The sequence below is a fragment of the Staphylococcus sp. 231237_7MaSpsaltlick genome, from assembly GCF_043107035.1.
Genome location: NZ_JBICNX010000007.1, coordinates 26,458 through 39,108 on the forward strand (window position 1 = coordinate 26,458; position 12,651 = coordinate 39,108).

Sequence of the window (12,651 nt, forward strand, 5' to 3'; positions counted from 1 at the left end):
CCTCTAATCTCTTGTTAATCCATAAGCATTAAGTATTTGTTCTTGTCGGCCGAACATTTCTTTCTCATCTTGTTCATTCATATGATCGTAGCCTAATAAATGTAAAAAACCATGTAGTGCAAGAAAACCAAGTTCTCTTTCAAAGCTATGACCATAATTATTAGCTTGTTCTTTCGCAACATCAGTACAAATAATAATATCACCTAACACCCTTGGCATATCAAGACCAGTTATTTCTGGTTCATCCTCTTCTAATGCAAAAGAGATAACATCTGTTACTTTATCTTTGTCACGATACATTTTGTTGATTTCTTGAATCTCTTCTTTATCAACAAATGTTACAGATAATTCTGCTTCTTCTTCAATATTTTCCTGTTTTTTTGCAAAAGTAAGCAATTCATCTATTTGTGTTAACCATTCATTTTGCACTAATTCTGTATGATCACTAAAATCTATCGTAAACATTTATTCTTCTCCCTCATAACGATCAATAATTTTACTTACTAATGGGTGACGCACAACATCGCTTTGGTCAAGATTATGAATACTTAATCCTTTTACATTTTCTAACTTTTTAATAGCTTCTTTCAAACCACTTTTAACACCTTTTGGCAAATCTATCTGCGTTTTATCTCCAGTTACTACCATTTTAGAACCGAAACCTAATCTAGTTAAAAACATCTTCATTTGGGCATGAGTAGTGTTTTGAGCTTCATCCAATATGACAAAAGCATCATCTAATGTTCTACCTCTCATATAGGCTAACGGAGCAATTTCAATTATACCTCTTTCTATAAATCTAGCAGTTTGTTCTCTTCCTAAAACTGTATTCAAGCCGTCATATAACGGTCTTAAATATGGATCTACTTTTTCCTTTAAATCACCAGGTAAAAAGCCTAACGATTCTCCTGCTTCAACGGCAGGTCTAGTAAGTACAATACGTTTTACGTTACCTTTTCGTAATTGTTTCGCGGCATAAACAACTGCTAAGAATGTTTTACCAGTACCAGCTGGTCCTACACCAAAAACTAAATCATTATGGTGCATTGCATTGACATACATACGTTGTCCCATTGTTTTTGCACGAATCGTTTTTCCATATGCATCTTTAGTTATTTCATCTTCGTATAAATCTAATAAGTATTGAATCGTACCATTTTGTGCCATTTTCACAGCAGCTTCTACATCTTTAATAGATATCGAAACACCTTGTTGGATGACTTTCAGTAAGTTTATTAGTACGGATTCTGCTTTCTCAACATGCTCAACTTGCTCACCTTTTACAGCGATTTCTTGTCCTCGAGCATGTACAATGACATCAAAGCCTTCCTCAATTGATTTAAGGTGTTCATCATTATTACCAATGAGTGCTTGCGCTTCGTTATTGTCATCTATTTGAATAATTCCAGGCATATAAGTACTCCTTTACAAATATATTCGTTACTTCTTATTTTATCCTATTAGATTTTAAGTTACAAAAAGTTTTTAATAAACAATAAATCATTTCAGATATTTATTCATTTGAATTTTCATGATTCAAGCTTACTAATCAAGTTACATCTTCATTATATCACGAAAATAGCAGATATTATTTTAAAGAGGATTGAATCGTAAGTGATTTCTACAATTTTAACAGAAGATTTACATTCTATCTAATTGAATAAATTAAGTAGCACTCAAATTGAGTAATTATTCAATAATAGTTAAAAAGGTTTTATTTGTACAGTATTTTGTAACAAAAAATAACGCCTTATAAAAAACCTACATATGTTGATTTTTATAAGACGTTAAATATTAAATTATAACCTTTTAGGTCTTTCCAGTACTTCTGACCAAATAATACCATTCACAACTTCATCATCGGCAAATCTAAACTGATCATTATTAGCAGGACTTTGAATAGCATGTGCATTCATTAATTGTTTCAAACGAAATCTTTTCGTTCTTTCAGATAAGTATTTATCTGCAATAATTTCACGTGCTTGTTTCTCAGTTCTCTGAAGTCTTTTCTCATTTTCACGATCGATTTCAGTTCGAACATCTTGTATTTGTCCCATTAAATCAGCTTCAAGCTCTTTTTGTAGCTTATCATCTTGTTGTTGTTGAGCTCGTTTTACTTTATCTGCTTCAGTTTCATTATCTTTTCTTGTTTTACGTTCAGAACTTGGTGATTCCATTTTTTCTGCACGTGTTTCTGTTGGTGAAGATTGAGAATGATCAGGTTGAGACATTTGCTCGGGTTCTCTTTTTTGTGACATAGGATCTTCATTGATATGTTTTTCAATCTCTTTAAATGTTTTACCTATTTCGTCTAAGAATCCGCCTTTTTTCGGTTGCTCACCATTACTGTTTGGTCGTTTATTTACTGGTGGCTTTTGATTTTGTCTATCTTTATGGCTATTATCATTAATAGCTCCGATTATTGTTACAATCACAGATATTACAAAAATAATAATACCTATATTCATTTAATCACCCCTAAAGTTATTTATCCGGTGATTCATCATCTTGTTGATTTGTACTTTGGTTAATAGAATTTCTCATACCTGTATCTGCTTCAACATTTTTCAAGTTGTAATAATCTTTTACGCCTAAATTTCCAGAACGTAAAGCTTCTGCCATTGCCAATGGTACTTCAGCTTCGGCTTCAACAACTTTAGAACGCATTTCTTGTACTTTCGCTTTCATTTCTTGTTCTTGCGCTACGGCCATAGCACGACGTTCTTCAGCCTTAGCTTGTGCAATATTCTTATCTGCAAGTGCTTGCTCAGTTTGCAAGTCTGCACCGATATTTTTACTAATATCAACATCAGCGATATCAATTGATAAAATTTCAAAAGCAGTACCAGAATCTAAACCTTTACTTAAAACAGTTTTCGAAATATTGTCTGGATTTTCTAATACTTCTGTATGATGTTCACTTGAACCAATTGTAGAAACAATACCTTCACCTACACGAGCGATGATTGTTTCTTCACCGGCACCACCAACTAAACGAGCAATATTAGCACGTACTGTAATACGGGCTTTGGCTTTTACTTCGATACCATTCATAGCAACACCAGCTATAAACGGAGTTTCTATAACTTTTGGATTTACTGACATTTGTACAGCTTCTAAAACATCACGACCAGCTAAATCAATAGCAGCGCCACGTTCAAATGGTAAGTTAATATCTGCTCTTTGTGCTGCGATATTCGCGTCAACTACACGGTCAACGTTACCACCAGCTAAATAATGGGATTCAAGTTGATTTGTAGTTAAGTTAAGCCCTGCTTTATGTGCTTTAATAAGTGGTGAAATAACTTTTCTTGGTGATACTCTACGTAATCTCATACCTACCAATGTACCGATTCCTACTTTAACACCAGCGGCAATTGCTGAAATCCATAATCCGACTGGGACAAATGAAAATAGTAACAATAATGCTATTACTACTATAGCGACAATAATAATTAATCCGATCATACTTTCTCTCCTTTATGATTCGTTTTCTCTCACAACAACTCTTGTACCTTCTACTTCTAAAATGGTGACTTGTTTATTTCTTAAAATAAAAGAACCATCAGATACTGCATCAATACGTTCATTGTTGTAAGTAATAATCCCTGCAGGTCTTAAATCAGTTGAAGTTGTTGCAGTTTTCCCAACTAAATGAGAGCGATCTTCGTGTGAAGTGTAGCCTGCTTCTGCATTTGTAGAATCTTTCAATACAACCTTGTCTAAAAATGGAATTTTCCGTTTAAATATCTTCACAAGTATCACCCATTCAATAATTGATAGTATTAATGCAACGATGACATTGGCAATCATATAAACTAAATTATCTCCTAAAGTAATAATACTAAAAACTATAAGTGCCATACCGATAATACCGATAACTGCGCCGACTACAAAAAGTTCAATTATTACAAATATAACGCCTATGCCAAATAAAATTACAGAATATAAATTGACGTCTCCTTTTATATAAAATCCTAAAAAGAATATCAATAAAGTTAATGTGGCGACAATCCCTATTATATTAATTCTATTTGAATACAATTGGTATAAAAAACCTAGGAAGATAATACATGTTAAAATTAACGCAACTACTGGATTTACAATGAAGTTAGCCACATCGTCAATCCAGGTCCCACTTTCAACAAAATTAGCAGAAAATATTGTATGTAAACTACTTGAAAGAATCACTCTATCACCTCGCTCTCAATTTAATTATACATGAAATTAATACGTGATTATAGCGTTTACACCATAAAATTTCATAATCGACAAATTAAATTTCATGTGTTCCTTGATTGTTAGAATATACTAAGAAATGCTAATAATTTGTAGTGGTAATGACTGTAAATAACTATCGTTATATTAGGAGCTTAGATAAAAATAATAGCCTTTAGTTGGTCATCAACTAAAGGCTAATTTGGTTTATAATTAATGTTGGTGTTGAGGGAGTCAACGAAACAATTAATTATTTGAATTTACGTTTACGTGCAGCTTCTGATTTCTTTTTACGTTTAACGCTAGGTTTTTCGTAAAACTCACGTTTACGTACTTCTTGAATTGTACCGCTTTTAGAAACTGTACGTTTGAAACGACGTAACGCATCTTCAAGTGATTCGTTCTTTTTGACTACTGTTTTAGACATGTGTATTTCCCTCCCTCCAAATATCAACGAAACTTTATTATCATGACATGGTACTAACCATGTATAACTTAGTATAATATATCTGATTAATGTGGTCAATTAGTAAAATTTACATTTTTTAATTTAACGTTATTCTAACACTTCTTTTTAGCAGTATTTTAAATTTCTTTGTAAAAATTATTAATATCAATAAAACTGTCGTTAGGTTTAATATGTTAATTAAGTCCGAAAACTTTTATATAAAATTAATCAAACAGTTCAACTTCATAACTGACTATACTCAATACATATAACGGGGCTGTTTCAGCTCTTAATATTCTAGGACCAAGCCCTACTTGATATGCACTATCATTAAATAGTGCCAACTCTTCTTCGGCTAATCCGCCTTCAGGTCCAAAAACCACTAAAACACGATCATTAGGCTGAAATTGTTTTACCACTTTTTTTAAGTTACTACTTTCACCTTGCTTGGCAGCATCTTCGTATGCTATTAAAATATAATCATAAACATCAATTTGTTGAAAAACTTCTTTTAGTGATGCTTTATAATCGATAGAAGGTATTACTAATCTATAACTTTGTTCAGCAGCTTCTTTAATAATTTTCTGCCAACGCTCTAATTTCTTAGTTACCTTACTTTCATTTAATTTTACCACGGAACGTTTCATTCCTACTGCTAAAAATTCACTAGCACCAAGTTCAGTTGCCTTTTGTAACAACCATTCATATTTATCCGCTTTGATCAGACCACTACATACGGTAATATTTTGAGGTAATTCTGAATCTATATCAATTCGTTCAACTAGCTCAATATCAATTTCATCAATAGCTATATTTATAATTTTACATTTATAAACAAATTGATCCAAAAAGGTAATAATAATTTCATCATCAATTTGATGCCTCATTACATTCGTAATATGATGGATGTCACCTTTATCGATAATGGAAAAACGCTGAAGGGAATCAGCGTTTTGATTAATAAAATATCTTTGCATGTTAATCGCTCACTTTCTGTCCTACGATACAGACCCAGCTATTTTCATGATTAATAGATATAACTTTAAAACCAGCGTTTTCCATCTGTTCTACAATCGCTTCATGTTTTTCTTCTATAATACCAGACGTTATAAAATACCCATCTTTATTTAAAGTATTATAAGCATCATCTATCATTTCTTCAATAATATGAGCTAGTATATTAGCAATTACAACATCAAATTTTTCAGTTTCTTCTTGTAACAAATTTCCAGTTGTAGCTTCAATTGCATGTTCACAATTATTTTTCTCAAAGTTTTCTTTAGCAACTCTCACTGCCATTTCATCTACATCTAATGCTTTAATCCGTTTAACACCTAATAAATGAGCAGCAATACTTAATATACCTGAACCAGTGCCGACATCAATAACAGAATCACTTGGCTTCACATATGTTTCTATAGCTTTTAAACACATGCTAGTGGTAGGATGGTCGCCTGTGCCAAACGCCATACCAGGGTCTAGCTCAATGCAAAATTCACTCTGGTCTTCTTTTTGATATGTTTCCCAACTAGGAACTATCGTGAATTGTTCAGAAGCTCTAAATGGGTGGAAATAATTTTTCCATTCATTTTCCCAATCTTGCTCACGCAACGTTTGTTCTGTGTATTCAAAGAACGAATAATCCAGAGAGGCAACTTGCTCAATCGCATTAATAAGTTCTGTTTTTAACGTTTTTGTATATTTAATTTCATTGAAATATGCTTTTATTCTTACTCCTTTTTGAGGATAATCATTGGCATTTAATGCATAAATTTCACCGAATTTATCTTCAAAAGCATGTTCCAAATCTTTAGAGTCTTCTATAACTACGCCATTTGAACCAAAATCTTCTAATATATCAGAGATTATTGATGATGCCTCGTGATTAATGATAATTGATACTTCAGTCCAGTTCATATATTATTCTCCTTTAAAGAATCTTTTAGCTTTATCTCTAAAATTTGATGGCTGCTCTGAAATTTCTTCACCATCAATTTCTGCAAATTCTCTAAGTAATTCTTTTTGACGTTCACTCACTTTAGTTGGCGTAACTACTTTAATATTTATAAATAAGTCGCCATAACCATAACCATGTACATTTTTAATACCTTTTTCTTTAAGACGGAATTGCTTATCTGTTTGAGTACCTGCAGGAATAGTTAACATTACGCTACCGTTTAGCGTTGGAACTTTAACTTCATCACCTAACGTTGCTTGAGCAATACTAACGTCTAGAGAATAATAAATATCGTCGCCATCTCTTTCAAATTTTTCTGAAGGTTTAACTCTAAAGACGATATATAAGTCGCCTTGCGGTCCGCCATTTTCACCTGGTGCACCTTCCCCAGCTAATCTAATTTGTTGTTCGTTATCAACACCTTCAGGTATTGTTACGCTGATTTTAACATTTTTGTTTTCAGTACCTTTTCCGTGACAAGTTGGACATGGTTCTTCAAATTCTTGACCTGAACCACTACATACTGGACAAACTTTTTCTGTTCTAACTCTGCCAAGTATCGTATTTTGTTCAACAGAAACATGGCCTGCACCACTACAATAATGGCATGTTTTTTTCTTAGTACCTGGTTTAGCTCCTTCACCATCACATGTATGACAAGCAACATCTTTACGTATTGAAATCTCTTTTTCGCTACCAAAAACTGCTTCATCGAAAGTAACGGTCATTGTGTATTGTAAATCATCACCTTTTCTTGGTGCATTTGGATCACGTTGTTGTCTGCCGCCTCCGAAGAACGAACTGAAAATATCTTCGAAACCGCCGCCTCCAAATCCGCTAAAGTCCTGACCGCCAAATCCTTGTCCACCAAAACCACCTTGTGGTCCGTCATGACCAAATTGGTCGTAGTTGGCACGTTTATTGTCATCACTTAAAACTTCGTATGCTTCTGAGATTTCTTTAAATTTCTCATCAGCACCTTCTTCTTTATTTATGTCTGGATGGTATTTTTTCGATAATTTACGATAAGCCTTTTTAATTTCATCTTTAGAAGCGCTTTTACTCACGCCTAAGACTTCATAATAATCTCTTTTGGCCATTGCTATCTCTCCTTTTACGGTTTTATTAAATCTTTTATAAAAAAGGAAAAAGTCAAAGCCAATGTTCAATTGACTTTGACTTAATTTGGCTAAGCAATTGTGTCATATATTTCTATCAATAACAATTATTTAGTCCATGACTACACTTATTTTTGCTTATCTTCGTTGTCGTCATCTTTAACTTCTGTAAAATCTGCATCTTCAACATTGCTGTCTTGAGAAGCATTAGCATCTTCACCTTGAGCTTGTTGTTGAGCTTGTGCAGCTTGTTCGTAAACTTTAGTTGATAAGTCTTGAACAACTTGTTCTAATTCTTCTTTTTTAGCTTTGATATCTTCTGTATCTTCGCCTTCAAGCGCAGATTTTAATGCTTCTTTTTTATCTTCAGCATTTGTCTTATCTTCTTCGCTGATGTTTTCACCTAAATCAGTGATTGTTTTTTCAACTTGGAATACTAAGCTATCTGCTTCGTTTCTTAAGTCACTCTCTTCACGACGTTTTTTATCTGCTTCAGCATTTTCTTCTGCATCTTTAACCATGCGATCGATTTCATCATCTGAAAGTGCTGAGCTTGATTGAATTGTAATATTTTGTTCTTTGTTAGTGCCTAAGTCTTTTGCAGTAACATTTACAATACCATTTTTATCGATATCAAATGTAACTTCGATTTGTGGTACGCCACGAGGTGCTGCTGGGATATCTGTTAATTGGAATCTACCAAGTGTTTTATTATCCGCTGCCATTGGACGTTCACCTTGTAATACATGGATATCAACTGCTGGTTGATTATCTGCAGCTGTAGAGTATACTTGTGATTTTGATGTTGGAATTGTAGTATTTCTTTCGATTAATGTGTTCATACGTCCACCCATAATCTCGATACCTAAAGATAATGGAGTAACGTCTAATAATACTACATCTTTAACATCACCTGTGATTACGCCACCTTGAATTGCAGCACCCATTGCTACTACTTCATCAGGGTTAACACCTTTATGAGGGTCTTTACCTACTTCTTTTTTCACTGCGTCTTGTACTGCCGGTATTCTTGTAGAACCACCAACTAAGATAACTTCGTCGATATCAGAGCTAGATAAACCAGCGTCTTTCATTGCTTGACGAGTTGGTTCCATAGTTCTTCTGATTAATGAATCTGCTAATTCTTCAAATTTAGAACGAGTTAAAGTAAGTTCTAAGTGTAATGGGCCGTTTTCCCCAGCAGAAATAAATGGTAATGAAATTTGTGTTTGAGAAACACCAGATAAGTCTTTTTTAGCTTTTTCAGCAGCGTCTTTAAGACGTTGTAAAGCCATTTTATCTTTTGATAAGTCAACGCCATTTTCTTTTTTAAACTCTGCAACTAAGTGATCGATAATTACTTGGTCGAAGTCATCCCCACCAAGTTTATTGTCACCTGCTGTTGAAAGTACTTCAAATACGCCGTCACCTAATTCAAGGATTGAAACGTCAAAAGTACCGCCACCTAGGTCAAATACAAGTACTTTTTGGTCTTGTTCTGTTTTATCTAAACCGTAAGCTAATGCAGCTGCAGTTGGTTCGTTAATAATACGTTCAACTTCTAGACCAGCAATTTTACCAGCGTCTTTAGTAGCTTGACGTTCACTGTCATTGAAATATGCAGGAACTGTGATAACCGCTTTATCTACGCTTTCGCCTAAATAATCTTCTGCTGTACTTTTAAGGTTTTGTAATACCATTGCTGAAATTTCTTGTGGTGTATATGATTTACCTTCAACGTCTACTTTGTAATCTGTACCCATATGACGTTTGATAGATTGAATCGTATTAGGGTTAGTGATTGCTTGACGCTTAGCAACTTCACCTACTTGAGTTTCATCATTTTTAAATGCAACTACAGATGGTGTTGTTCTAGCACCTTCAGGATTTTGAATTACTTTTGGCTCATCGCCTTCTAATACTGCAATACATGAATTTGTTGTACCTAAGTCAATACCTATTACTTTACTCATAAATAAATTCCTCCTGTTATGTTTGAAAATTTGGTGTTTTCAACAATAAAATAATTTATTGATTTACTTTAACCATTGAAGGTCTTAAAATTCTTTCTTTCAACTTATATCCACTTTGTAGCTCTTGAGTAATTTGTCCTGATTCAAAATCAGGGTTATCATCTTGAACTACTGCTTGGTGAAAGTTAGGGTCAAATTGTTGACCTTCAGTTTCAATTCTTTCTAAACCATTATTTTTCAATGCATTTAATAAGCTTTCATGAACCATTTCTACACCTTTTTTAAGTGATTTAAACTGTTCATCTTCGCCATCAATTTGTAAAGCACGTTCAATGTTATCTATTGTTGGTAAGATATCATTTAAAACGTCTTGCGCTTTATACTCTTTCATTGTTTGGTTTTCTTTTTGAATTCTACGCTTATAGTTTTCAAATTCAGCGTATAATCTCAAATATTTTTCTTCATTTTCTTGAACATCTTTTTTCAATTGTTGAATTTCTTCATCTTTAGGATCTACGTCTTCTGAGATATTTTGTGAATCGTCCTCCTGCAGATTATCTTTTGATGTTTCTGTAGTTTCATCAGTACTTTCAACCGTGTTTTCTTCTGATGTTTGTTCATTTACATCTTCATTTTGGTCGAAAACTGATTCATTTTTTTCTGTCATTGTCTGCCCTCCAATACAATTGTTAATTACCAAATCGTATTTAGTAATCTGATTACGTTCTGATAATTCATTGCCGTTGGTCCGATAACCGCAATTTGACCTTTAAGTCTATCATCAATGTGATATTCACTTGTTACGATTGAAATATCACTTAAACTTGATTCGATTTCATGACCAATTTTGACATTAATAGCTGAATTAGACATTTCATCAAGTAATTGAGTGATTTTATTTGATTCTATATATTGTAGAATCGGTTGAATTGATGATACGTTCGTTTCATTCAACGCATCTATGAGTTTAACCTTTCCGCCCATAAAAATGCCATTACTTTGATTATCAAAATGAATATCTATTGTATTCAGCATGTCTTTTATAAAATCCTTCTCAATATCTGATTTCACAAAAGCATTTAAATCATTTTCGAAATGATGATTATTCCACTCATTATATTTAGCTGTAACAAAATTAGAAATGTTTGTAAGTTCATTATTTGATAATGGAACTTGAGATGCTAAATGTAAGTTTTCAACATGACCTGATGAGAATACAACGACCATTATAACCAAATAAGCATTCGCTCTAAACAAATGAATGTTGTTAATAATATCTTTTTTATGATTTGGACGCATTACCAACGTTGTATATTGAGATTGATTTGAAAGTTCATTTGCAAAATCACTGAGTGAAGTCGCAATATCATAATGATTTTCAACTAATAAATCTCTTAAACGTTGAATTTTTGTTTGTTGTTGATGAGATGTTTCCTGTAATAATTGATTCACATAATATCTGATACCTGATTCTGAAGGATATCGCCCTGACGACGTATGCGTCTTCTCTATTAGTTCGAGAAGCTCTAATTGCTTCATCTCATTCCTAATAGTAGCAGGACTAACATTCAATTTATGCCGTTCAATCAGTGTTTTTGAACCAATTGGCTGACCTAAATCAACATAATCTTCAACAATTGCATTTAGTATGCTTAATTGTCTATCACTAATCATGTTTTCACCTCATTAGCACTCTTTTGTTTCAAGTGCTAATTATAATTTATCAAATTGGTCAAAGTAAGTCAATGTTAAAGCACTGGATTTTTATAAATTTTTATACATTAAGTAAAAACGCTTCAAATACTAAGTTTCCAACAACTTTTCCACGATCAGTCATAGAAATATAGTCATCTTGTTCAACGATAAGCCCTTTTTGAATTAAATCTTTAAGCGCTTGCTCATAAACTTGCTCAACTGTTTGATCAAATTTTTCAAAAAACCTACTTTTACTTACACCTTTATTCATTCTCAAACCTAAGAACATTTCTTCTTCCATTTGTTCTGTTTTTGTTGGGGAAGTTGATTGTAATATAGGTCTTTCATTGTTCTTTATTTTTTTTATATAGTGATTTACAGGATTAACATTACTGTAACGTTCACCATTCACATAGCCACTTGCACCTGCACCAAAACCATAATACCCTTCATTTTTCCAATAAACTTTATTATGTTCTGATTCATGGCCTATTTTCCCAAAATTTGAAATTTCATATTGATGTAAATCAGACTTGTTCATTCTCTCAATTAGATATTCATACATTTCTTCACCAATATCTTCATTAGGAATTTTCAACTTACCTTTTTTATACATATTATAAAATTGTGTTTTAGGTTCCAATATAAGCCCATAACTTGAAATGTGGTCAATATCCATGGCCAATGCCTTTTCTAAACTATCCTTAAAATCCTCTAACGTTTGTTGTGGTAAATGGTACATCAAATCTAAACTTATAGAGGGAATACCTACCGCACGCGCATTAGTAACAGCTTGATATATATCAGTAGTATGATGCGTTCTACCTAATATTTCTAATAGTTCAGGTTTAAACGTTTGAACACCCATAGATAGTCTGTTAACACCAAAATCTTTTAATAACTGAACTTTTTCAAGTGTTAATTCATCTGGATTAGCTTCAAAACTAAATTCACCTTTAATTTCGAATATATCAGTAATTGCAATTAGTAACCGCTTGAGTTGCTTATAACTTAGGGCTGTCGGTGTTCCACCACCTACAAATACAGTTTCTAAAACTCTAACCTCGCTATCGCACATCTCTTTAATTAAGCAATCTAAATATTCATCCACCGGTTGATTGTGTATAAAATATTTATTGAAATCGCAATATGTACATATTCTTACACAAAATGGAATATGGATATATGCACTTTTCACTTCCATATTGCGTGCACCTTCTTTCGTTTATTGAAGACTTAAAA

13 protein-coding genes are annotated in these 12,651 nt (G+C 32.9%); all 13 read right to left on the reverse strand.

The genetic code is table 11. The features are described 5' to 3' along the window. Nucleotides 1-3 precede the first annotated feature (3 nt). Nucleotides 4-465 carry an rRNA maturation RNase YbeY gene (ybeY, locus tag ACF91D_RS14610; RefSeq protein WP_039069593.1) on the reverse strand — a complete coding sequence of 154 codons (462 nt, stop codon included), beginning with the start codon at nucleotides 463-465 and terminating at the stop codon, nucleotides 4-6. After that, complete coding sequence (locus ACF91D_RS14615; RefSeq protein ID WP_327620586.1) at nucleotides 466-1,413, reverse strand: PhoH family protein; 948 nt, start codon at nucleotides 1,411-1,413, stop codon at nucleotides 466-468. It lies immediately after the preceding gene. 386 nt (nucleotides 1,414-1,799) lie between these two features. Further along, a complete protein-coding gene (locus tag ACF91D_RS14620) occupies nucleotides 1,800-2,468 on the reverse strand; it encodes a hypothetical protein (protein WP_069792162.1) in 669 nt (222 codons plus the stop codon). A 16-nt stretch (nucleotides 2,469-2,484) separates the two neighbouring features. Then, complete coding sequence (gene floA / locus ACF91D_RS14625; protein ID WP_069792163.1) at nucleotides 2,485-3,468, reverse strand: flotillin-like protein FloA; 984 nt, start codon at nucleotides 3,466-3,468, stop codon at nucleotides 2,485-2,487. A gap of 12 nt (nucleotides 3,469-3,480) precedes the next feature. Further along, nucleotides 3,481-4,164, reverse strand: a complete 684-nt coding sequence (locus ACF91D_RS14630; protein ID WP_392437343.1) for an NfeD family protein — start codon at nucleotides 4,162-4,164, stop codon at nucleotides 3,481-3,483. A gap of 304 nt (nucleotides 4,165-4,468) precedes the next feature. Then, a complete protein-coding gene (rpsU, locus tag ACF91D_RS14635) occupies nucleotides 4,469-4,645 on the reverse strand; it encodes a 30S ribosomal protein S21 (protein ID WP_002483157.1) in 177 nt (58 codons plus the stop codon). A gap of 245 nt (nucleotides 4,646-4,890) precedes the next feature. Further along, a complete protein-coding gene (locus ACF91D_RS14640; RefSeq protein WP_327620584.1) occupies nucleotides 4,891-5,643 on the reverse strand; it encodes a 16S rRNA (uracil(1498)-N(3))-methyltransferase in 753 nt (250 codons plus the stop codon). A gap of 1 nt (nucleotide 5,644) precedes the next feature. Further along, nucleotides 5,645-6,583 carry a 50S ribosomal protein L11 methyltransferase gene (gene prmA / locus ACF91D_RS14645; protein WP_327620583.1) on the reverse strand — a complete coding sequence of 313 codons (939 nt, stop codon included), beginning with the start codon at nucleotides 6,581-6,583 and terminating at the stop codon, nucleotides 5,645-5,647. Nucleotides 6,584-6,586: 3 nt separating this feature from the next. Then, nucleotides 6,587-7,723, reverse strand: coding sequence for a molecular chaperone DnaJ (gene dnaJ / locus ACF91D_RS14650; RefSeq protein WP_069792164.1), 1,137 nt, complete (start codon nucleotides 7,721-7,723; stop codon nucleotides 6,587-6,589). A 146-nt stretch (nucleotides 7,724-7,869) separates the two neighbouring features. Next, nucleotides 7,870-9,714, reverse strand: coding sequence for a molecular chaperone DnaK (dnaK, locus tag ACF91D_RS14655; RefSeq protein ID WP_039069599.1), 1,845 nt, complete (start codon nucleotides 9,712-9,714; stop codon nucleotides 7,870-7,872). A gap of 55 nt (nucleotides 9,715-9,769) precedes the next feature. Further along, entirely contained in the window at nucleotides 9,770-10,381 is a 612-nt protein-coding gene (gene grpE / locus ACF91D_RS14660) for a nucleotide exchange factor GrpE (protein WP_039069600.1), read from the reverse strand. 26 nt (nucleotides 10,382-10,407) lie between these two features. Then, the gene (gene hrcA, locus ACF91D_RS14665; RefSeq protein ID WP_039069601.1) at nucleotides 10,408-11,388 is read right to left on the reverse strand and encodes a heat-inducible transcriptional repressor HrcA; all 981 of its coding nucleotides are present in this window, start codon (nucleotides 11,386-11,388) and stop codon (nucleotides 10,408-10,410) included. A gap of 100 nt (nucleotides 11,389-11,488) precedes the next feature. Beyond that, nucleotides 11,489-12,613, reverse strand: a complete 1,125-nt coding sequence (gene hemW / locus ACF91D_RS14670; RefSeq protein WP_069792165.1) for a radical SAM family heme chaperone HemW — start codon at nucleotides 12,611-12,613, stop codon at nucleotides 11,489-11,491. Between the last annotated feature and the right edge of the window lie 38 nt (nucleotides 12,614-12,651).

Bases quoted from the DNA above. Each gene is read 5' to 3' on its own strand.
- ybeY (WP_039069593.1), bottom strand. From the start codon at position 465: ATGTTTACGATAGATTTTAGTGATCATACAGAATTAGTGCAAAATGAA.
- ACF91D_RS14615 (WP_327620586.1), bottom strand. From the start codon at position 1,413: ATGCCTGGAATTATTCAAATAGATGACAATAACGAAGCGCAAGCACTC.
- ACF91D_RS14620 (WP_069792162.1), bottom strand. From the start codon at position 2,468: ATGAATATAGGTATTATTATTTTTGTAATATCTGTGATTGTAACAATA.
- floA (WP_069792163.1), bottom strand. From the start codon at position 3,468: ATGATCGGATTAATTATTATTGTCGCTATAGTAGTAATAGCATTATTG.
- rpsU (WP_002483157.1), bottom strand. From the start codon at position 4,645: ATGTCTAAAACAGTAGTCAAAAAGAACGAATCACTTGAAGATGCGTTA.
- ACF91D_RS14640 (WP_327620584.1), bottom strand. From the start codon at position 5,643: ATGCAAAGATATTTTATTAATCAAAACGCTGATTCCCTTCAGCGTTTT.
- prmA (WP_327620583.1), bottom strand. From the start codon at position 6,583: ATGAACTGGACTGAAGTATCAATTATCATTAATCACGAGGCATCATCA.
- dnaJ (WP_069792164.1), bottom strand. From the start codon at position 7,723: ATGGCCAAAAGAGATTATTATGAAGTCTTAGGCGTGAGTAAAAGCGCT.
- dnaK (WP_039069599.1), bottom strand. From the start codon at position 9,714: ATGAGTAAAGTAATAGGTATTGACTTAGGTACAACAAATTCATGTATT.
- grpE (WP_039069600.1), bottom strand. From the start codon at position 10,381: ATGACAGAAAAAAATGAATCAGTTTTCGACCAAAATGAAGATGTAAAT.
- hrcA (WP_039069601.1), bottom strand. From the start codon at position 11,388: ATGATTAGTGATAGACAATTAAGCATACTAAATGCAATTGTTGAAGAT.
- hemW (WP_069792165.1), bottom strand. From the start codon at position 12,613: ATGGAAGTGAAAAGTGCATATATCCATATTCCATTTTGTGTAAGAATA.